The sequence below is a fragment of the Neisseria sp. HMSC074B07 genome (assembly GCF_001810355.1).
GTDB lineage: Bacteria > Pseudomonadota > Gammaproteobacteria > Burkholderiales > Neisseriaceae > Neisseria.
The window spans coordinates 21,275-39,539 of the sequence record NZ_KV800912.1 but is presented as its reverse complement, the minus strand read 5'-3'; the positions used below and the strand labels follow the sequence as shown (position 1 = coordinate 39,539).

The following is an 18,265-nucleotide window of genomic DNA, read 5'->3' as shown; positions in this document are numbered from 1 at the left end:
TATCTTATTTTCGTGTTTTTATAAACGGTTTAAACTGCACGATATGGATTTTTTGAGGGGAGCGAGATGAAAAAATTGCCGAAAAAATACGCGGGCGTACTGTTTTCTTTTTACGCTTCGACGGTGATGGTGCTGATTGTGAGCGCGGTGCTGGTGGCGCTGAATACCGGTATCGACGCGGGCTACCTGCAGCGCTTGTTGAAATCATATTTGATTACTTGGCCGGTGGCATTCGCCAGCCTGCTCGGCGTGCGGCCACTGGTGGTGAAATGGGTGGCGGCTTCGGTGGCGGATTGAGGCTACCTGAAAACATGAATAAAGCAGTGACAACCCCAGTTGCATCAAAGTGCAGGCTGCTTTCGGTTTCGCAAAAGCGCCGCTTTTCATAGACAAACTAATATTGTTTTTAAATTTCAGACGGCTGAATACAGCCAAAAGTTCCTCTGAAAACCAGCCTTTATTTACCAACCTTGCAGACAGGAGACACATATGTCCGACAAACCCATTCTCTACGTTGTAACCAGCAATGCCGTTAAAGGTACAAGCGGTCAGCCCACCGGTTTTTGGTTGTCCGAACTCACGCACCCCATGCACGAAACCGAAGCCGCCGGGCACCGAAGCGAAATCGCTGCCATCCGAGCCGGAGTCGCCCCCGTTGATGCCGACAGCCTGAATATGGATGACCCCGTGAACGCCCATTACTGGCAGCAAACTGACCTGCAACAACATTTGCAAGCTGCGCCCGGGCTGGGCGGTCTGAACGGCGCGGACTATTCCGCCATTCTGTTTACCGGCGGCTACGGTACGATGTGGGACTTCCGCGAAAGCCTTGACGCGCAACGCCTTATCCGCGAAGTGTACGAAAACGGCGGTATCGTTGCCGCCGTCTGCCACGGCCCTGCCGCGCTGGTGGACGCGAAACTTTCTAATGGCGAATATCTGGTCAGCGGCAAAAACGTTGCCGCTTTCACCAACGCCGAAGAAGAAGCAACGGGCGGAGCTAAAATCGTCCCCTTCCTGCTGGAAACCGCGCTCGTTGAACACGGCGCAAAACACCATGCCGCGCCGAACTGGGCGGAAAACGTGGTGGTGGACGGCCGTCTGATTACCGGTCAAAACCCGGCATCCGCCAAAGGCGTAGGGGTGGCGTTGGCAAAGGCATTGGGTTGATGAAGTATTGAAAAAAGCAGCCTGCACTTTGGAAATTGAAGTGCAGGCTGCTTTTTTACGTTTTCAGACGACCTCAATCCGCCACCGAATCAGATACCATTTCGCTCTCATCAAAAAATCCATACCGCACAATTTAAACCGTTTATAAAAACACGAAAATAAGATAAATTGGCCCCTCCCGAACCATCGTTTCATGTTGTCAGACCGCCGCTTGGTTTATCGTCTGTTCAAACCTGTTCCGACAAGCTTTCAGACGACCTTTGGGGTCGTCTGAAAATCAAAAAACACAAAAATTAAAACCTTACCAACCACCCATACGCATCAATCGCAGTGCGCCCAACTACTGTCGGGAAAAACTCCGAAAAAGCCATTTTAAAAGCGTATTGCACGCCAAATTTATTGTGTAAACGGTTCCACACAGAGGTCGTCTGAAACCACCAGAAAGGCAGAAATATGAATCCTAAATCCCTCTACCGCGCCGCCCTGCTCGAATGCCTCAGTTATGTCTGCTTATCCGATTCTGCCGAAGCCCGTGCCGCTTACCGCACCTACCGCCAACTCGCCAAAAAAGGCTGCCCAGACGGCTGGTTCGGTCTCGGTAATGCCCGCCAGTACGGCGAAGGCGTCAAACCAAACCTCGCCAAAGCCGAAAAATATTACCGCCGTGCCGCCAAACTCGGCCACGCCAAAGCACAGGAATCTCTCGGCCGCCTGTATGAATTTGCAGAAAAGCCCGACTACCGTCGCGCCCGCAAATGGTATGCACGCGCCTTTAAGCAACACGGTAGCATAAACCCCGATACGGCCTATGCAGCCTACCGCCTCGGCTTGCTGCACGAGCGCGGCCTCGGCGGCAAAAAAGACATTAAGACAGCCTGCCTGCTTTATCGCAAAGCAGCCAAAGCGGGTTGTGCCGAAGCCCAACGCGCCCTCGGCTACTTATACGATAAAGGCCTCGGTCTGACCCGAAACTACGCCAAAGCCTACAAATGGTACGCCCGCGCCGCCTTACAAGCGGATGAAACCGCCTGCAACAACATAGGTTTCCTCTACTACAAAGGCAACGGCGTGCGCCGCAACACACGCCAGGCAAAAAAATGGTACAAACTCGCCGCCCGCGCGGGTAGCATCATCGCATTATCCAACCTCGGTATCCTCTATGAAGATGCAGGTCGTCTGAAAAAAGCCGCCCGCTACTACCGCCGTGCTGCCGAGGCTGGCAATAAATATGCCGCCAAGCAATTGAAGCGGCTGGAGAAGAAAAAGTCTGCACAATAAACTGAGGTCGTCTGAAAACGGCGTGTCGCGTTTTCAGACAACCTTTCACCTACTTCCCTCCAAAATCTCCAGCCATTTCTCCAGTCCGTATTCAAGCGATGTTTTGGTTTTTAAATCTAATTTTTCCATCAACCGTTTTTCGTTTTCCACATGCGGGAACACGGCTTGTTCAATCAATTCTTTGCCTTTGTCGGTCAGGCGTACCAGCATACTTCGCGCGTCGTCCGGATTGGGCAGGCGGTCGATTAAGCCTTGGTTTTCCAGATTTTTCAGGCGCGTGGTCATGGTGCCGGACGTTACCATCAGCGCTGAAAACAGCTCGGTCGGGGTCAGCGTATAAGGCGCACCGCTGCGGCGCAAAGTGGCCAGCACATCGAACGAGCCTTCGGTTAAACCATATTCTTCGTAAACTTTTTCCAATTCGCGCGCGATGACGGCAGCGGCGCGTTTCAGACGGCCGATTAACAGCATATTTTCGGCGGCCAATTCAGGCAGCTCCTGCTTCCATTGGGCAACGGCGCGGGCCGCAGCATCAAGGTGTTCGGTCATAGAATGCTCCGTTCGGTTTTCAATGGCGATTATTTTATCTTGACTTCAAGCTAATCTCCATTTACATTTATATTTAGCTTGAAGTCAAGATAATTTTGCTGGAGAAAACCATGTTTGCCGATAAACAAGCCGTTTTAAACGCCTTCCGTTTCCGCCACGCCTGCAAAAGTTATGATGCGGCGAAGAAAATCCCTGCCGATGATTTCGCCTATATTCTGGAAACCGCACGCCTGTCGCCCAGTTCGTTCGGGCTGGAATCTTGGCATTTTTTGATGGTGCAAAACCGTACTCTGCGCGAAGAGTTGCGCGACATCGCATGGGGCGCGGCGGAAAAAATCATGGATTGCAGCCATTTTGTGATTTTGTTGGCGCGCACGCTGCCATGCAGGCGGATTATCAAGAAAAAATCTGGGGCGGCGCGCATGGAATGCCGTCTGAAACTATTGGGATGATGCAAAAATTTTTCAAACAGTTTGCCGAAACCGATTTTGCCATTGCCGATAATCCGCGCGCATTTAACGACTGGGCAGTCAAGCAAACCTATACGTGTTGGCGAATATGATGACCGTTGCCACTTTGATTGGTGTGGATTCCACGCCGATTGAGGGCTTTCAAAAGGAAACTGTGGGAAAGTTGCTGTCTGGCAAAGGCTTCATCAATCTTGACGAATACCGCGTCAGCTTCATGGCGGCGTTCGGCTATCGCGCAGGCGAGCCTAAGCGAGCCAAAACGCGGCAGGCAGTAGACGATGTGGTTGATTGGATTGAATAAACGCCTGAAAATCAGCAACACAGACATTCCCCAGTTGGTAAAATCAAGCGTCTTGACCGATGGCAGCCTGCACTTGAATGGAGAAGGTTTCCGATAGGCCAAATTCCCCACCCGCTTATTCATTTATTTGGAGGACTTATGCGCTTACACTATTCCCAATATGCCCTTAACACCTATAAGGCACTACTGGCTTTGGAAGCCAGTCTCACGCTGGATAGTACCCTGAAAGATTTGGTGAAACTACGTGTTTCGCAAATCAACGGCTGCGTTTTTTGTGTTGATATGCACGTTAAAGAAGCCAAGCTGCACGGCGAGCGAGAACTGCGCCTGCACCATTTGGCCGTTTGGCACGAATCAACCCTGTTTACCGAAAAAGAACGGGCCGCGCTGCAATGGGCGGAAAGCCTGACCCGCATCTCCGAACGGAGTATCCGCGATGCGGACTACGCAGCGGTACGCGCCCATTTTGATGAAGAAGAACTGGTGGCATTGACCCACGTCATCAACACCATCAACGTCTGGAACCGCCTGAATGTGGCTTTTGCCACCCCTGCGGGCAGCATGGATAGTCTGATGGGATTGGAAAAGGCAGGTTTGATTTAGTCTGGCAAGACAATCTGAAATCGATCAAACATCAACAGGGGCTACCTAAAATATAAAAAGCAGTCTGCACATTCAAAACCAAAGTGCAGGCTGATATTGCCCCATCACACCCCATTCCCTTTTTTCAGACGACCTACTGTATAGTCAATCTGAAAAAGCTGCATTCCTACGAGAATCAAAATGCCCAACCGTACCGCCACCATCCTGACCACCGCACTCGCCCCGTTGATTTGGGGCAGCACCTATCTCGTGACCACCGAATTTCTGCCGCCGGATCGACCATTCACCGCTGCGCTTATCCGTGTTTTACCCGCTGGGCTTTTACTGTTGGCGTGGACGCGGCGTATCCCCAAACGCGAGGAATGGGAGACGGTTGTCTTGCTCGGTTTTTTGAACATCGGCTTTTTTCAGGCCATGCTGTTTGTGGCGGCGTATCGCTTACCGGGCGGACTGGCGGCGGTATTGAGTTCGACGCAGACGCTGATGGTGCTGGTGTTCACTTGGTTAATCGGCAAAACCATGCCGCCTAAAGCGGCTTGGGCTTGGTCGGCGGCGGGGGTTTTGGGGATTGCGCTTTTGGTTTTGTCGCCGCAGGCGCGCTATGACGGGACGGGGATTTGGGCGGCATTGGCGGGCGCGGCGGCGATGGCGTTGGGCGTGTATTTGTCGAAACACCGCCGCACTTCGCTGCCCGTGTTAGCGTTTACCGGCTGGCAGCTTTTCATCGGCGGCTTGTTTTTACTGCCCGTCGCCCTGCTTGCCGAACCGCCGCTCAAATCTTTAAGCCCCGCCAATATCGGCGGCTATCTGTATTTGTGTCTGTTTGGTGCCGTGTTGGCTTATGTGTTGTTTTTCAGAGGGATTGCCAAACTTTCACCTGCTGCGGTTTCGTCGCTGGGACTACTCAGCCCTGTCTCGGCATTTGTCTTGGGCTGGCTGTTTTTAGGACAAGGAATGGACGCGAAGTCGTTGGCAGGATTTACGTTGGTATTGGTATCAATCTTCGGAGTGCAGCGGGCAGTCATGAAAAAGGTCGTCTGAAAACAGCCTTGAAGCCTTCAAGCTGCTTTTCAGACGACCTCTTGCTCCGGTCGCTTTATTTCTTCAAGAATGCCCGTTTCAGAATAATCAGCCAATCTTTTTTATCCAAAACAGGACGTTGTGTAAACATATCGTATTTGCTGCCGTCCAGTTTCTGCAAAATCAGTTGTCCGCCGACAATAATCATCCGCAATTCAAATCCCAAACGGCCTTTCAGCGTTTTACCCAAGGGCGAGCCGCCCTTGAGCATTTGGAACGCGCGGTTGCACTCATACGCCATCAGTCTTTGGAACGCAAAATCCGCTTTGCCTTCGGCAATTTGCGTTTCGCTGACGTTAAATTTTTGCAAGTCGTCCTGCGGGATATAGACGCGGCCTTTCTGCCAATCGACGGCAACGTCCTGCCAAAAGTTGATGAGTTGCAACGCGGTGCAGATGCCGTCGCTTTGGGCGATGCTGACTTCGTCGGTTTGTCCGTACAGGTGCAGCATAATGCGCCCGATCGGATTGGCGGAACGGCGGCAGTAGTCAATCAGGTCGCCAAAATCCTGATATCGGGTTTTGACAACATCTTGACTGAATGCAGATAAAAGTTCGTAAAACGGTTGCAGCGGCAGCTTGAAAGGCGCGATGGCTTCACGTTGCAAACGTTGCATTAGCGGAGTCAACGGCGTTTCGCCGCGCTGTATGCGGTCGAGTTCGGATTTGAGTTCATCCAAAGCGCGCAAGCGTTCATCGGCTTCGGCATTGCCTTCATCAGCGAGGTCATCCGCAGTGCGCGCAAAAGCATAAACGGCATGGGTAGGCTTGCGCAGGTGGCGCGGCATGACAAGCGAGCCGACGGGGAAATTTTCGTAATGGTTGACGGACATAAATATTGGAAATTCGGTATTTGGGGTCGTCTGAAAGTATGGAGCCGTATTGCTCACATGATTGGCTTACGGCGGGCTGTATACTTTCAAACCTGTATTAACAACTCGACAAGATTCTAACACAACGCATTATTTTATTAATGATTTAACTGTATACTCGCATAGAAATCCAAACTTAAAACCACAAAATTACCCTGTTTTCCCAATTCAGACGACCCTTTCCACAAAACGGATTTTAGCTACGGCAAAAACTATATTGAGATAACAAACCACCATCCGGAAATAGGCTGTCCCATCCAAACTTAACCCGAAACCATGCCTCCCTCGTTCCTCAATATATCCGTAAACACTTGATTCGCTTATAATCCCCATACTTCCAAGTAAGCGGAGACTACGATGGACATGATGACTTTCACGAATATTTTCTTAATCGTGCTATGTATTTTCACCATGCTGCTGGTGTGGTCGCGAAATTGGAAGCGCAAGCAGGCGTATTTTGAAAAAATCAAAAGCAATCCGGACAATCTGAAATGGCTCGAACAAAATCTGACCGGAAAAGAAACAGCAGACCTCAAAAACATCAACGAGCATTTCGGGCTGCCTTTGCTGCAAGCGAAACAACTGCTGGAATACTACAAGCAGCAGTCGGAAAAATAATCTATCGTAAAAAATAATCTATGGTTTAAAACAGGCGGGCTGAATTCAGTCCGCCTTTTTACCCGTTTCAAAAAAATCTTTTATTTCTGTATTGACAGAAATAAAAAATAAAAATAAAATACCCTCACTATGAAACTGAATCCGACCACTGAAAAATTTATCCTCCACTGGGGCGAAATGGGCACCAAATGGGGCGTCAACCGTACCGTTGCGCAAATCCATGCCCTGCTCTACATCTTAGGCAGACCGATGAATGCCGAAGAAATTACCGAAACGCTCGGCGTAGCGCGCTCCAACGTCAGCAACAGCATCAAAGAGCTGCAAAACCTGAGGTTGGTGCATACCGTGCATATCTTGGGCGACAGACGCGATCATTTTGAAACTTCAGACGACGTCTGGACTTTGTTCCGTACCATCGCAGAAATGCGCATGCAGCGTGAAATCGAACCAACGCGGCAATTTTTGCAAAGCCTGATCGACAGTCCTGAATTTAGTCAAGAAAATGAAACCGCCAAGCAGCGAATCCGACAAACCCATGATTTCATTAACACACTGACCATATGGGCAAATGAAATGTTGAAGCTTTCCACCTCAACCATGGTGAAAATTTTAAAAATAGGCGCCGGAATACAAAAATTTTTCCGATGATACCTCCCCAATTGGTTTACAAGACACAACCCCCGGTTTCTCTTACGCAATCATAGGTGTGTTATGACGCATTCGACAGAAGATTATTTCGACTATCCGAGAGGCAGAGTCATCATCGTTTATACTGCATCTACGCTATTTTTTGCGTTTAGTATCGGCTACTATGCTTTATTCTTTACCGTACCGGCCCTAATTTGCGGTTTGATCTTAAGCTTGACGTCTACATACAGGGACTTACGCGGCCTTATACGGGCAATCATAACCGGATCGCTATGCGGTTGCCTATATCTTTTACTGTTTGGCGCAGATTTTGTCACCAGCCTCCTAGCAAGCGTGGTAATAGGCGGTACTTATTCTTTGATTGTTGGCGTTTTGAGCTTGCCCAATCCTCCGGGGGAGGATGATATTCAGGAACCTGCCTAATTTTTTTTACCCTTATATTTCTCTTTTGACAGAAATTTTAGAAATTACAGGCTAAATATATAAATAAACCGAAATGAAATTAGGAAACCAATATGTCCGACAAAACTACACGCAATCTCCCTGCCTACCTGTCTTACTCGATGGGGCTGCTATGGCTGTGGAGCGGTACCCAACCTCTGTTTTTCATGCCCGAAATGTCATTGGATTTGCTGCATTCGGTCGGCATTCCCGATCCGTTGCAGTGGCCGACATTAATCGCCGCTTCACTATTGGACATCGGTTTTGCCTTTTTATGCTTCAGCCGCCTTCGTTCCCATTCCGCAATATGGCTGTTGCAATTGATAACCGTCGCGGCATACAGCCTGATTATTGCCATCAGGCTGCCCGAAATGTGGGCGCACCCTTTTGCGCCTTTGGTAAAAAACCTGCCGATTATGGCTACTTTATTTTTCCTGTATCAATCCGTAGGAGATAAAAAATGAACACCTATTTAATCGTTAAAACCCTGCACATCATCTCGGCTACTTTAATGGTCGGCACCGGTTTTGGTACGGCGTTTTACCTCTTTTGGGCAAACCGCAGCGGTTCGGTCGCCGCGCAGTCGGTCGTATCGCATTGGGTCATCAAGGCAGATTGGTGGTTTACGACACCTGCCGTTATTTTCCAACCCCTGTCCGGTTTATGGATGCTGTACGAACGCGGCTATACCGTTTCCACCATGCTGGAACAAAATTGGGTATGGATGACGCTCGGTTTATACATCCTTGCAGGCATTTGCTGGCTGCCCGTTGTCTGGCTGCAAATCCGTATGGCAAAGATTGCCGAAAAAGCGCACAAAGAAAACGCAGACACCATTCCGGAACCCTATTGGCGTTACGCCAGACGCTGGGAATTGCTGGGCTATCCCGCCTTTTGCGCCACTATCGTGATTTACTTCCTGATGGTGATGAAACCGATTTAAAGATTTTCAGACGACCTCAGCAACACCATAAAGAAAAACCATGAACATCATCATTTTCGGAGGCAGCGGCTTCATCGGCAGCCGTACCGTTCAAATCCTCAAAGAACAAGGTCATCAAGTTTGCACGCCCGACCGCCGCTCCTTCGATTTTCTTCATCCCGATGAAACCGCCGCACGCCGTTTATTGGAAGGGCAAGACGTCCTCATCAACTGCATCGGCATCATGAGCCGTCATGCCGAAATACTCGAAACCGTACACCACCGCACACCCAAACAACTCGCCACATGGGCAAAAGCAGCAGGCATAAAACACTGGGTGCAACTATCCGCACTGGGTGCCGACCCATCTCAATCCATCAACTTTGTCGGCAGTAAAGGACGTGGAGATGATGCCGTCGCCCAAAGCGGCATACCGATTGCGATAGCCCGACCATCCGTCGTTTACGGGCGAGGGGGAACCAGCTGCGAACTGTTCATCAAATTAGCCCGCCTCCCTTTACTTCCCCTGCCGGAAGGCGGCCGCTTTTACTTGCAGCCCGTCCATCTTGCCGATGTTGCCGAAGGTTTGGCAAAACTGGCCGTCCAAACCGACGCCGGCCACAGCATCATCAATATGACCGGCAACCAAACGCTGACCTTGGCGGAATACCTGACCACCCTCCGCCAAACCCTGCATCACAAACCGCCACAACATATCCTACCTGTTCCCCTGCGCCTGATTGACCCTGTGCTGCCGTTGGCAAACCTCCTCAGCAACGGCATTATCAGCCGTGACAGCTTTGCCCTGCTCAAACAAGGTTCATGCGCCGATTATTCTGATTTTGAAGCTTTATTGGGGAGAGCGCCATTAGCTGCGGAAAACTTTTCCCATCAAGGCTGAATCAGCCATACACACGAAAAGGTCGTCTGAAACCGCCCTGCCTAAAGCCGGTTTCAGACGACCTTTTGCCCTAATACAAAAGACCGCTGATACAATAAAGCGCCCGTATGAAAAATATTTTGCTACAATATGTAATTGTATGTTACATAAGCAGTATATCATCAATAAAATAATATTTTCATCACGGCTCATATCATGGCTCAGATTAAATTTAAAACACATCTTAAATGCATCCTACTTGCTTCCATCTTGCTCTCCGGCTGTCAGACTGCCTTTGAAGAAGATCAAACCCGGCGCAGCAAAATTACCCAATTCGCCCTCAATCATCCCGTAGCGGCGCAAGCCATCGGCATGGAAGACACAGGCTCCTTCAATATCAGCAGCAATGCTACGCGTTTTGCCTACCGCAGCGGCTTAGACGATACTGCCAACGGAGATGGCAAAGGCACACAGGTCAATGCCGTGCGCCAAGCCCTGTGGCAAGCCGCCATTACCTCCCAATTCGACAACGTAATCGCCGAAGAAGCAGGTAATGCCTACCTTGCCGACATCAAAATCCGCGAAGGGAAAATCAACTATTTCAGCCGTTATCTCGCGGACCAGGCAGTTGACCAACGCAACAACCGTATCGGCCGCAGCATCGGCAGCGGCAGACCCAATACCGACATGAAGGCCCTTGCCGAAAGTGTTTTGCTTTATTACCACAAAATCGGCTTGTGGACCGCATCGGAAACGCGTACCAACGGTCGCAAAGTATGGCGCATCACGCAAGAAAAACTCAGTCCTACCGCCTACCGCGAAGCCATGAAAAATATCGAACCGTTGGATGCCGAAGGCTTGCGCGAGGAAGAGCGCAACATGCCCAAACCCGACAAAATCGACTCGATTTCCAAAACGGTTAAAGCCATCAGAAAAGTAAAAGACTGATTTTTCGACACCCTGTGCAAGTTTTGAGTAATTCATCAAAACGGCGTAAACTGTCGCAAACCCATTTTCAGACGACCCCTGCTTGCAAAGAGGTCGTCTGAAAACATTTCTCCTGCCGATTCAGCCGTTTCCAGAAGGACAAAGGACGATTATGAATTTCCCACCGCGTTACGTTTCCGCCACCCGTATGCGCCGTATGCGCAAAGACGACTTTTCCCGCCGCCTGATGCGCGAACACACCCTGACCGCAGACGATTTGATTTACCCCGTCTTCGTACTCGAAGGCAGCAATCAGGAAGAAGCCGTCCCCTCCATGCCCGGCGTGAAGCGGCAAAGCCTGGACAAATTATTGTTCACCGCCGAAGAAGCCCTCAAACTCGGCATCCCCATGCTGGCACTCTTCCCTGTCGTTACCCGAAACAAAACCGAATTAGCGGAAGAAGCCTACAACCCCGAAGGACTCGTACCGACCGTCGTGCGCACCCTGCGCGAGAAATTCCCCGAACTCGGCATCATGACCGATGTCGCCCTCGACCCCTACACCATCCACGGGCAAGACGGGCTGACCGATGCGAACGGCTATGTCCTCAACGACGAAACCATCGAAGTTTTGGTGAAACAAGCCTTGTGCCACGCCGACGCAGGCGCGCAAGTCGTCGCCCCGTCCGACATGATGGACGGACGCATCCTCGCCATCCGCGAAGCCCTTGAAGACGCGGGACATATCCACACCCGCATCATGGCGTATTCAGCCAAATATGCTTCCGCATTTTACGGCCCGTTCCGCGATGCGGTCGGCAGTTCCGGCAATTTGGGCAAAGCCGACAAGAAAACCTACCAAATGGACCCCGCCAATACTGACGAAGCCCTGCACGAAGTCGCCCTCGACATTCAGGAAGGCGCGGATATGGTGATGGTCAAACCCGGCCTGCCTTATCTTGACGTTGTCCGCCGCGTCAAAGACGAGTTCGGCGTACCGACTTACGCCTACCAGGTTTCCGGCGAATACGCCATGCTTCAGGCAGCGATTCAAAACGGCTGGCTGGACGGCGAAAAAGTCATACTCGAAAGCCTGCTTGCCTTCAAACGCGCCGGCGCCGACGGTATCCTGACGTATTACGCCGTCGAAGCGGCAAAGATGTTGAAAAAATAAAACGACAGCAAAATGCCGCCGGTTTGCACAGAATGCCCGGCGGCATTCACATTAAGGCATTTGCCCGACAAAATTTATTACAACGGAATGAATAATCAGGTAATTTCTGGTAAAATACCGCAACTCTCAAACAAACACTTACAGCGTCCGTTTTACTATAGTGGCTTAACTAAATCAGGACAAGGCGATGAAACCGCAAGACAGTACAGACAGTACAGAAACCGATTCACTTGGTGCTTCAGCACCTTAGAGAATGTCTCTTTGAGCCAAGGCGAGGCAACGCCGTACTGGTTTAAAGTTAATCCACTATAAAATTCAAAACATATACAATAAAATGAATACAACAACCGCCGATACACTATTCCGGGAAGCTCACTCATTCATGACCCAAATCCCGCCCGATTTTGCCGCCGCAGTCCCTCTGTTGCAAAAAGCGGCAGACGAAGGGCATACGGAAGCAGAATTCCATCTTGCAGGCTGCCTGCTGCAAGGGCAAGGCATCCCTGCCAACCGCGAAGCCGGCATACGCCTGATGCAGCAAGCGGCGCGTGACGGTCATCCCTACGCCAGCTACAACCTTCTTCAAATCCAAGAAGCACAAGGCATGCCGCTCAATACCCTGCTTCCCTCCTATCGGGAATTGGCAGAAGCAGGCATTATCGAAGCACAGCTCAAGCTGATGCGCGCTTATCATGACGCAGGTCAACACGAAGAAGCCGTCGATTGGGCCGTACTTGCCGCGCGTCAGCAAAATCCCCAAGCCCTATATTTCTTAGGCCAGCATTGCCAATACACCTCGCCGCCCGATTATCCCCAATCACACCAGCTCTACCAACTTGCCGCCAAACAAGGATTTACGCCTGCCAATTGGCAGCTCGGATTGCAATACAAGCTCGGTCAAGGCGTGGCACCGGACCTTGAACAAGCCGCCCAACACCTGTACATCGCGGCAAGTGACAACATCGCGCCTGCACAAGTCGCCCTTGCGGAAATCCTGCTCCCGACCCATCCCGACAAAGCCATCCAATGGCTGGAAACCGCCGCCAGACAAAACAGCAGCGATGCTTACGCCAAGCTCGCAGAAATCCATCTGCTGGGCAAAGACATCCCGAAAGACACGGATAAAGCACGCCGCTACGCCAAAGCAGCCGCCCGCCGCAATCATCCTGAAGCGCTGCGTTTGCTCGGCGATATCTACCGCTACGGGCTGGGCATCCTTCCCGAACCCTCCAAAGCGCGCCATTACTATCAGCTTGCCGCTGATTTGGGCAATCTCGCCGCACACCAAAAACTACTCGCGGACATTGCCCTGAACAATAAGCAAAACTACCCTCAAGCCAAAGAACACGCGCTGCAACGCCAACAGGCGGAGCAATTCTATCAGCTGGCTTTTGCCGCCCATTACGGCCTGAACCGCGCTCCCGACCATGCCGAAGCGCTGACGCTCTATCAGCAGGCCGCAGATTTGGGACACAGCAAAGCGCAAACCAATCTCGGCATGATGTACTACAACGGTCATGGAACAGAGACCGACTATACCCAAGCCGCCAAATGGTTCGCGCAGGCAGCGCAGCAAAAAGACACAATGGCGCAATACAACCTCGCCTGCCTCTATTTCCACGGAACAGGCGTCCGCCGCAACACAGCCTTAGCCTGCCGTTGGCTTGAAACTGCCATTAACGACGGTCACGAGCAGTCTGAAATCCTCAAGCAACTGCTGGCGCATTGGAAACAACAACTTCCATAACATTGCCCGCGTGGCAACATTTCTCCGAAGAAGCTGCCAACGTTTGGGAATCCCTCTAAACCATTGTCTCTGCGTTGTGATTAATGGGGTGCCGTTCTACGATATAGTGGCTTAACTTTAAACCAGTACGGCGTTGCCTTGCCTTGCTGTACTGTCTGTACTGTGCGGCTTCGTCGGCCTTGTCCTGATTTAAATTTAATCCACTATAAGTCATATCACTTGCCCCATTCAAACAACAATATAAAAGGTCGTCTGAAAACCCTGATTGAGGATTTTCAGACGACCTTTGCCTTTACCGGTTGGCCTGTTCGGATATTAGAAATCCAATTCCGCTTTCAGCCAGTAAGTACGCGGCATGCCGACTACGGCGAAGCTGCGGTCGTATTGGCCGCGCTGTACCTGCCAGTAGTTTTTGTTGAACAGGTTTTCTACCGAGCTGCTGACGGTCAGGGTATTTTTACCCAGCTTGGTTTTGTAGCGCGCGCCTACGTCAACCAAGGTATAGGACGGCAGTTTATATTGGCGTTCAGTATCTTGGAAAGACTTACCGTAGTATTGGATATTGCTTTTCAAAGTCAGACCTTCAACAAATGGCGTATCCCATTCGATACCTGCTTTGGCAATAACACGCGGGCTAGCAACCTGATTACCATTTGTTAAAGTATTATTGTAACGCGGATAATCCTTCAACTGAGCTTTCAGATACATAATGCCAAAGCTCGGACGAAGGGTTTTATTCATCAGGTTGGCATACGTATTAAACTCAACACCACGGTTGATTTCTTTACCATGCTGCTCTTGCGTGTTGCGCCAATAACCCGGACGGACGATTTGGAAAGCGTTCAGGCTGGTTACAACATCACCCCAGTTTTTTCGTACACCCATTTCAATCTGTTTGCTGACACGAGGTTTGGACATTTCTCCAGTATCCTCGTTAGTCGCACCCGGTTCCAAATCTTGCATATAGTTTCCATACACTACCATACCCGTATTAGGCACCCAAGCCGCTGCAAACATCGGGCTGAACCGTTTTTTGCTGAACTTCACAGTAGAAGAGCGGCGGTTTGCATCAGTTTTTGCATTGCCTGTCAAATTTGGATGAGCAGTTTGTTTTACCCATTGATAACGTCCGCCCAAGGTTAAACGGATAGTATTATCCGCGAAACCCAAAGTATCGGATATTGCAAGGCTGGGAGTCTCATAAGTCGTATGCTCTGTGCCTTGTATATTGGCAGGATTGTTGCGGTGGGTAACAGGGAAAACAGGGTTGTAGATGTTGGTATCCAAGGCATCGCCGTTGCGCGTTCCCTGATCGTGGTCGCGGTGTCGTTTAATATAATCGAGTGAGGTAGCCCAATTGTGAACAATCGGACCGGTTTCAAATTCACCACGCGCTTTCAAATTACCGCTTGTTGTGCGTGAAAGGAATTCAAACGGTTGTGCGGCCTGCGCCGTGTAATTACCTAAATTACCGCCTTTTGCACGGTTTTTCATGAGCAGTTGTGTAAACGAACCTTTATACACAGACTCCATATAACCTAAACCACCACTAATCTGCATATTGTAGTCAGTATCGTATTCGAAAGTCAGTGCATTCGTCATGGTCTTAGTAGTTTGCTCCTGCCAAGACGGGACAAGCAGGGTTTTGCCGCTCGGTGCGGCAGGCATGGCAAAGTTAAGATCCTGCATTTCATGAATACGCGCACGACCTCCCTCTGTATTACGGTGGTTATACATCGAATCGAAAGACAGACGTAATTTCTCACCACGATAATCAGTATTTAATGCAAATTCCTGATTATCTTCCTTATAACCTTTACGGGCGGTTTCACCTTTGCGGTATTTACCATTGAAACGGATGCCAAACTGTTTGTTTTCACCAAAACGCTGACCGATATCGATTGCGCCTTCGGTACGATTTTTACCGAAAACCGCTAAACCGATTTTTCGGTTGCCTTCATCGGATGCTTTTTTGGTTTCGATGTTGACAGAAGAACCTGCTGCACCTTCAGGGTCCATACCGACAGTGGAACTTGAAGCACCTTTAATCAACTGTGCAGAAGAAACGCCGGCAGTCGGGGTGTGGTAATAAGAATAAAGACCTGCCAAGCCATTGATACTAAACTGGCGGGCATCAAGTTGCAAACCACGGACATAGACGCCTTGAATGGTGTTGCTTTCACCGCCGAACTGCATGGTAGAGGCATCGTTCTTGGCGATTGTATCGACTAATGTACGGGATGCGTTGTTTTCCAATACTTTTTCATCGTAATTGACAACCGTAATCGGCGCTGTGAAAGCATTGGCTTTACCAAGTAGTCCCAAGTTCACGCGGTCACGCAAGTCGCCGTCGCTGGCGATGGAGTAAGAGCGGGCGGCTTTGACGCGTTTGGCGTCGGCGCGGACATGGACTTCCTGCAACTGCTGTTGCACTGGGGCTTCGGGCGTCGCTTCATCGGCGGCATAAGAAAACGCACTCATAATCAAAAGCGGCATTAGGGCTAATTTGCTGTTCATAGATTCCTTCTGTCTTTGAGGTGGGTTATTTTTATTGCAATAAACGTTAAAAATCACAAAGTAATTTTGCTGCGGAATTATATTTGATAACATTCTGCTTTTCTATAAAAAGTGATGATAACCATTTGTAAAAACAAAAATACAACATAAATCAAAACTTTTTCCATAGTAATTATAAATTATTTTATTAAGCAGAGAATCCGGGTTTCAGACGACCCCTGCCCGCTGCCTGCCTCAAGAGACAACGCACATGCAAAAATGGCAAATCGAGCTTTATTCCACGCCGTCTTGGCTGTTACAGACCTTATTGATGGTCGCCGCCGCCTCGGCGGTGATTCTGTTTTTGGCACGTGAAACGCGCTTCGGGCGCGAGTTTGCCTATATCCTGCGGCTGTGTCTGACGCCGAAAAGCGCGGTCAAAGTATTGCTGCTGATTACGGCGATGATTACGCTGCTGCTGACCGAAGTGCGGTTGAATGTATTGAGTACCTTTATGTCCAAAGGGCTTTACGACTCGATGCAGGATTTGAACGCCTCCGCGTTTTGGATGTTTGCAGCGATGAACGCGGGCGTGGTGTTGGTACGGGCGTTTAACAACGTCGTCAACGACTTTCTCGATCAAGGCTTGGCGATTAAATGGTCGGAGCGGCTGAATGAAGTGCTGACAACGCGCTGGCTTGCCGACAAAAACTACTACCGCCTGCAAATGCGCCGTCATGCGCCGGACAATATCGACCAGCGTATCCAACAGGACGCACAGGATTTCATCGCATCGACCATAGAATTTGTGCGCGGCATGGTCAATTCGGTCGTTACCTCGCTGGAATTTGCCGTTGTTTTGTGGGGCTTGGCGGGCATCCTGACCGTGTTCGGCGTCGACATTCCGCACGGCATCGTTTGGTTTGTCTATATGTTTGTGATTTTGGCGACCTTTATCGCCATGTGGATAGGCAACCCGTTGATTCGTTACAACTATGAAAACGAAAAACTCAACGGCGACTACCGTTATTCCCTCATCCGCGTGCGCGACCACGCCGAAAGCGTGGCGTTTTACAGCGGCGAACAACACGAACACGACCAACTTGCCGACCGCTTCAAGGCCATCATCCGCAACCGTTGGCGCATCGCCCGCCAAAGCGTCTGCTTGAGCGGCTTTAACGATATGTTTACCAACGGAATCAAGCTCTTTCCCATTATTTTGCAAGCCCCGCGCCTGTTTGCCGGACAAATCAAGATCGGCGACATTCAGCAGACCGTCCAAGCCTTCGCCCGACTGCAAAACGCCCTGTCCTTCTTTCGGATGTTCTACAACAAATTCACCGCCTACCGCGCCCGATTGGAGCGTCTGTACGGCTTTTTGCTGAGTACGGAAGAACAACACAGCGCGCAGCAACCTGACATTATCCAAGTTTCAGACGACCTCTCGCTGGAAAACGTCGCCCTGTTCCGCCACAACGGCGAAATCCTGTTGAGCGGCATCAACGTCAACCTCAAAAGCGGCGATTCCCTACTGATACGCGGCCCGAGCGGTTGTGGCAAAACCTCGCTGCTACGCGCGCTGGCGGGGCTTTGGCCGTTCGGCAGCAGCGGCAAGGTCAGCCGTCCGCCGCATCAAGACATCCTCTTCCTGCCGCAACGCCCGTACACGGCGCAAGGCAGCCTGCGCGACGCGATTTGTTACCCTAACATCGACAAACAGCATCCTGAGTTAGCCGAAGCCATGAACACCTGCCGCTTAGGTTATTTGATTAATAAATTAGACAAAACCGACGACTGGCAACACAAACTCTCCCCAGGCGAACTGCAACGCGTCGCCTTCGTCCGCGCCCTGCTCTCGCAGCCCAAAGTCATCCTGCTCGACGAAGCCACCGCCGCTTTGGACGAACCGACCGAAGCCCTGCTCTACCGTGCCTTAAAACGCAAACTGCCGCAGAGCATCATCATCAGCATCGGCCACCGCAGCACGCTCAACGAGTTTCACGATTTCAGTCTTGATGTCGGCAACGTAGCTTGCGATTGAATTTATAGTGGATTTACTTTAAACCAGTACGGCGTTGCCTCGCCTTGCC

Annotated in this window: 19 protein-coding genes and 1 pseudogene; 16 read left to right on the top strand and 4 right to left on the bottom strand. The window is 50.5% G+C overall.

Annotated features, from left to right (window positions below):
* Nucleotides 1-66: 66 nt before the first annotated feature.
* The 3 genes from HMPREF2726_RS03150 to HMPREF2726_RS03140 all read left to right on the top strand — a co-directional run bounded on the left by HMPREF2726_RS03150 (nucleotide 67) and on the right by HMPREF2726_RS03140 (nucleotide 2,448).
* Nucleotides 67-297 (top strand): DUF2798 domain-containing protein, encoded by a 231-nt coding sequence (locus HMPREF2726_RS03150; protein WP_009312967.1) that lies wholly within the window; start codon nucleotides 67-69, stop codon nucleotides 295-297.
* A 192-nt stretch (nucleotides 298-489) separates the two neighbouring features.
* Nucleotides 490-1,170: a type 1 glutamine amidotransferase domain-containing protein gene (locus HMPREF2726_RS03145; protein ID WP_009312968.1), complete on the top strand. Its 681-nt coding sequence runs from the start codon at nucleotides 490-492 to the stop codon at nucleotides 1,168-1,170.
* A 453-nt stretch (nucleotides 1,171-1,623) separates the two neighbouring features.
* Nucleotides 1,624-2,448, top strand: coding sequence for a tetratricopeptide repeat protein (locus HMPREF2726_RS03140; protein WP_070602128.1), 825 nt, complete (start codon nucleotides 1,624-1,626; stop codon nucleotides 2,446-2,448).
* Nucleotides 2,449-2,493: 45 nt separating this feature from the next.
* Here the strand turns inward: HMPREF2726_RS03140 and HMPREF2726_RS03135 are convergent, their stop codons facing one another.
* Nucleotides 2,494-2,997, bottom strand: a complete 504-nt coding sequence (locus HMPREF2726_RS03135) for a MarR family winged helix-turn-helix transcriptional regulator (RefSeq protein ID WP_009312970.1) — start codon at nucleotides 2,995-2,997, stop codon at nucleotides 2,494-2,496.
* 110 nt (nucleotides 2,998-3,107) lie between these two features.
* On the opposite strand from HMPREF2726_RS03135, the gene HMPREF2726_RS14620 reads away from it, so the two are divergent.
* The 4 genes from HMPREF2726_RS14620 to HMPREF2726_RS03120 all read left to right on the top strand — a co-directional run bounded on the left by HMPREF2726_RS14620 (nucleotide 3,108) and on the right by HMPREF2726_RS03120 (nucleotide 5,412).
* Nucleotides 3,108-3,449 (top strand): nitroreductase family protein, encoded by a 342-nt coding sequence (locus tag HMPREF2726_RS14620; RefSeq protein ID WP_009312971.1) that lies wholly within the window; start codon nucleotides 3,108-3,110, stop codon nucleotides 3,447-3,449.
* A gap of 106 nt (nucleotides 3,450-3,555) precedes the next feature.
* Nucleotides 3,556-3,768: a nitroreductase family protein gene (locus tag HMPREF2726_RS14615; RefSeq protein WP_009312972.1), complete on the top strand. Its 213-nt coding sequence runs from the start codon at nucleotides 3,556-3,558 to the stop codon at nucleotides 3,766-3,768.
* A gap of 138 nt (nucleotides 3,769-3,906) precedes the next feature.
* Nucleotides 3,907-4,371, top strand: a complete 465-nt coding sequence (locus HMPREF2726_RS03125) for a carboxymuconolactone decarboxylase family protein (RefSeq protein ID WP_070602127.1) — start codon at nucleotides 3,907-3,909, stop codon at nucleotides 4,369-4,371.
* A 180-nt stretch (nucleotides 4,372-4,551) separates the two neighbouring features.
* Nucleotides 4,552-5,412: an EamA family transporter gene (locus HMPREF2726_RS03120; protein ID WP_009312974.1), complete on the top strand. Its 861-nt coding sequence runs from the start codon at nucleotides 4,552-4,554 to the stop codon at nucleotides 5,410-5,412.
* Nucleotides 5,413-5,467: 55 nt separating this feature from the next.
* Here the strand turns inward: HMPREF2726_RS03120 and hpnC are convergent, their stop codons facing one another.
* Nucleotides 5,468-6,283, bottom strand: coding sequence for a squalene synthase HpnC (gene hpnC, locus HMPREF2726_RS03115; protein ID WP_009311668.1), 816 nt, complete (start codon nucleotides 6,281-6,283; stop codon nucleotides 5,468-5,470).
* Nucleotides 6,284-6,679: 396 nt separating this feature from the next.
* Between hpnC and HMPREF2726_RS03110 the strand changes: the two genes are divergently transcribed.
* The 8 genes from HMPREF2726_RS03110 to HMPREF2726_RS03075 all read left to right on the top strand — a co-directional run bounded on the left by HMPREF2726_RS03110 (nucleotide 6,680) and on the right by HMPREF2726_RS03075 (nucleotide 13,679).
* Nucleotides 6,680-6,940, top strand: a complete 261-nt coding sequence (locus HMPREF2726_RS03110) for a hypothetical protein (RefSeq protein WP_003760631.1) — start codon at nucleotides 6,680-6,682, stop codon at nucleotides 6,938-6,940.
* Nucleotides 6,941-7,069: 129 nt separating this feature from the next.
* Nucleotides 7,070-7,588, top strand: coding sequence for a GbsR/MarR family transcriptional regulator (locus HMPREF2726_RS03105; RefSeq protein ID WP_003760633.1), 519 nt, complete (start codon nucleotides 7,070-7,072; stop codon nucleotides 7,586-7,588).
* A gap of 515 nt (nucleotides 7,589-8,103) precedes the next feature.
* The gene (locus tag HMPREF2726_RS03100) at nucleotides 8,104-8,493 is read left to right on the top strand and encodes a DoxX-like family protein (protein WP_009311670.1); all 390 of its coding nucleotides are present in this window, start codon (nucleotides 8,104-8,106) and stop codon (nucleotides 8,491-8,493) included.
* The gene (locus tag HMPREF2726_RS03095) at nucleotides 8,490-8,972 is read left to right on the top strand and encodes a DUF2269 family protein (protein WP_009311671.1); all 483 of its coding nucleotides are present in this window, start codon (nucleotides 8,490-8,492) and stop codon (nucleotides 8,970-8,972) included. The genes HMPREF2726_RS03100 and HMPREF2726_RS03095 overlap by 4 nt, the downstream gene beginning before the upstream one ends.
* A gap of 40 nt (nucleotides 8,973-9,012) precedes the next feature.
* A complete protein-coding gene (locus HMPREF2726_RS03090) occupies nucleotides 9,013-9,852 on the top strand; it encodes an NAD-dependent epimerase/dehydratase family protein (protein ID WP_009311672.1) in 840 nt (279 codons plus the stop codon).
* Between the two features lie 195 nt (nucleotides 9,853-10,047).
* The gene (locus tag HMPREF2726_RS03085; RefSeq protein WP_003760647.1) at nucleotides 10,048-10,779 is read left to right on the top strand and encodes a DUF6973 domain-containing protein; all 732 of its coding nucleotides are present in this window, start codon (nucleotides 10,048-10,050) and stop codon (nucleotides 10,777-10,779) included.
* A 151-nt stretch (nucleotides 10,780-10,930) separates the two neighbouring features.
* Nucleotides 10,931-11,932: a porphobilinogen synthase gene (gene hemB, locus HMPREF2726_RS03080; RefSeq protein WP_009311673.1), complete on the top strand. Its 1,002-nt coding sequence runs from the start codon at nucleotides 10,931-10,933 to the stop codon at nucleotides 11,930-11,932.
* Nucleotides 11,933-12,266: 334 nt separating this feature from the next.
* A complete protein-coding gene (locus HMPREF2726_RS03075) occupies nucleotides 12,267-13,679 on the top strand; it encodes a tetratricopeptide repeat protein (protein WP_009311674.1) in 1,413 nt (470 codons plus the stop codon).
* Between the two features lie 101 nt (nucleotides 13,680-13,780).
* Here HMPREF2726_RS03075 and HMPREF2726_RS14320 read toward each other — a convergent pair.
* Together HMPREF2726_RS14320 and HMPREF2726_RS03070 are read right to left on the bottom strand one after the other, a co-directional pair.
* Nucleotides 13,781-13,887, bottom strand: a pseudogene (locus HMPREF2726_RS14320) (IS5/IS1182 family transposase); the annotation flags it as partial.
* A 107-nt stretch (nucleotides 13,888-13,994) separates the two neighbouring features.
* Entirely contained in the window at nucleotides 13,995-16,196 is a 2,202-nt protein-coding gene (locus tag HMPREF2726_RS03070; RefSeq protein WP_009311676.1) for a TonB-dependent receptor, read from the bottom strand.
* Nucleotides 16,197-16,446: 250 nt separating this feature from the next.
* Between HMPREF2726_RS03070 and HMPREF2726_RS03065 the strand changes: the two genes are divergently transcribed.
* Complete coding sequence (locus tag HMPREF2726_RS03065) at nucleotides 16,447-18,216, top strand: ABC transporter ATP-binding protein/permease (RefSeq protein ID WP_009311677.1); 1,770 nt, start codon at nucleotides 16,447-16,449, stop codon at nucleotides 18,214-18,216.
* The last annotated feature ends 49 nt before the right edge of the window (nucleotides 18,217-18,265 follow it).

Excerpts from the sequence above, each read along its gene's own strand:
- HMPREF2726_RS03105 (WP_003760633.1), top strand. The coding sequence starts at position 7,070 with ATGAAACTGAATCCGACCACTGAAAAATTTATCCTCCACTGGGGCGAA.
- HMPREF2726_RS03120 (WP_009312974.1), top strand. The coding sequence starts at position 4,552 with ATGCCCAACCGTACCGCCACCATCCTGACCACCGCACTCGCCCCGTTG.
- HMPREF2726_RS03065 (WP_009311677.1), top strand. The coding sequence starts at position 16,447 with ATGCAAAAATGGCAAATCGAGCTTTATTCCACGCCGTCTTGGCTGTTA.
- HMPREF2726_RS03135 (WP_009312970.1), bottom strand. The coding sequence starts at position 2,997 with ATGACCGAACACCTTGATGCTGCGGCCCGCGCCGTTGCCCAATGGAAG.
- hemB (WP_009311673.1), top strand. The coding sequence starts at position 10,931 with ATGAATTTCCCACCGCGTTACGTTTCCGCCACCCGTATGCGCCGTATG.
- HMPREF2726_RS03100 (WP_009311670.1), top strand. The coding sequence starts at position 8,104 with ATGTCCGACAAAACTACACGCAATCTCCCTGCCTACCTGTCTTACTCG.
- HMPREF2726_RS03145 (WP_009312968.1), top strand. The coding sequence starts at position 490 with ATGTCCGACAAACCCATTCTCTACGTTGTAACCAGCAATGCCGTTAAA.
- hpnC (WP_009311668.1), bottom strand. The coding sequence starts at position 6,283 with ATGTCCGTCAACCATTACGAAAATTTCCCCGTCGGCTCGCTTGTCATG.
- HMPREF2726_RS03070 (WP_009311676.1), bottom strand. The coding sequence starts at position 16,196 with ATGAACAGCAAATTAGCCCTAATGCCGCTTTTGATTATGAGTGCGTTT.
- HMPREF2726_RS03150 (WP_009312967.1), top strand. The coding sequence starts at position 67 with ATGAAAAAATTGCCGAAAAAATACGCGGGCGTACTGTTTTCTTTTTAC.
- HMPREF2726_RS03075 (WP_009311674.1), top strand. The coding sequence starts at position 12,267 with ATGAATACAACAACCGCCGATACACTATTCCGGGAAGCTCACTCATTC.
- HMPREF2726_RS03125 (WP_070602127.1), top strand. The coding sequence starts at position 3,907 with ATGCGCTTACACTATTCCCAATATGCCCTTAACACCTATAAGGCACTA.
- HMPREF2726_RS03110 (WP_003760631.1), top strand. The coding sequence starts at position 6,680 with ATGGACATGATGACTTTCACGAATATTTTCTTAATCGTGCTATGTATT.
- HMPREF2726_RS03090 (WP_009311672.1), top strand. The coding sequence starts at position 9,013 with ATGAACATCATCATTTTCGGAGGCAGCGGCTTCATCGGCAGCCGTACC.
- HMPREF2726_RS03095 (WP_009311671.1), top strand. The coding sequence starts at position 8,490 with ATGAACACCTATTTAATCGTTAAAACCCTGCACATCATCTCGGCTACT.
- HMPREF2726_RS03140 (WP_070602128.1), top strand. The coding sequence starts at position 1,624 with ATGAATCCTAAATCCCTCTACCGCGCCGCCCTGCTCGAATGCCTCAGT.
- HMPREF2726_RS14620 (WP_009312971.1), top strand. The coding sequence starts at position 3,108 with ATGTTTGCCGATAAACAAGCCGTTTTAAACGCCTTCCGTTTCCGCCAC.
- HMPREF2726_RS14615 (WP_009312972.1), top strand. The coding sequence starts at position 3,556 with ATGATGACCGTTGCCACTTTGATTGGTGTGGATTCCACGCCGATTGAG.
- HMPREF2726_RS03085 (WP_003760647.1), top strand. The coding sequence starts at position 10,048 with ATGGCTCAGATTAAATTTAAAACACATCTTAAATGCATCCTACTTGCT.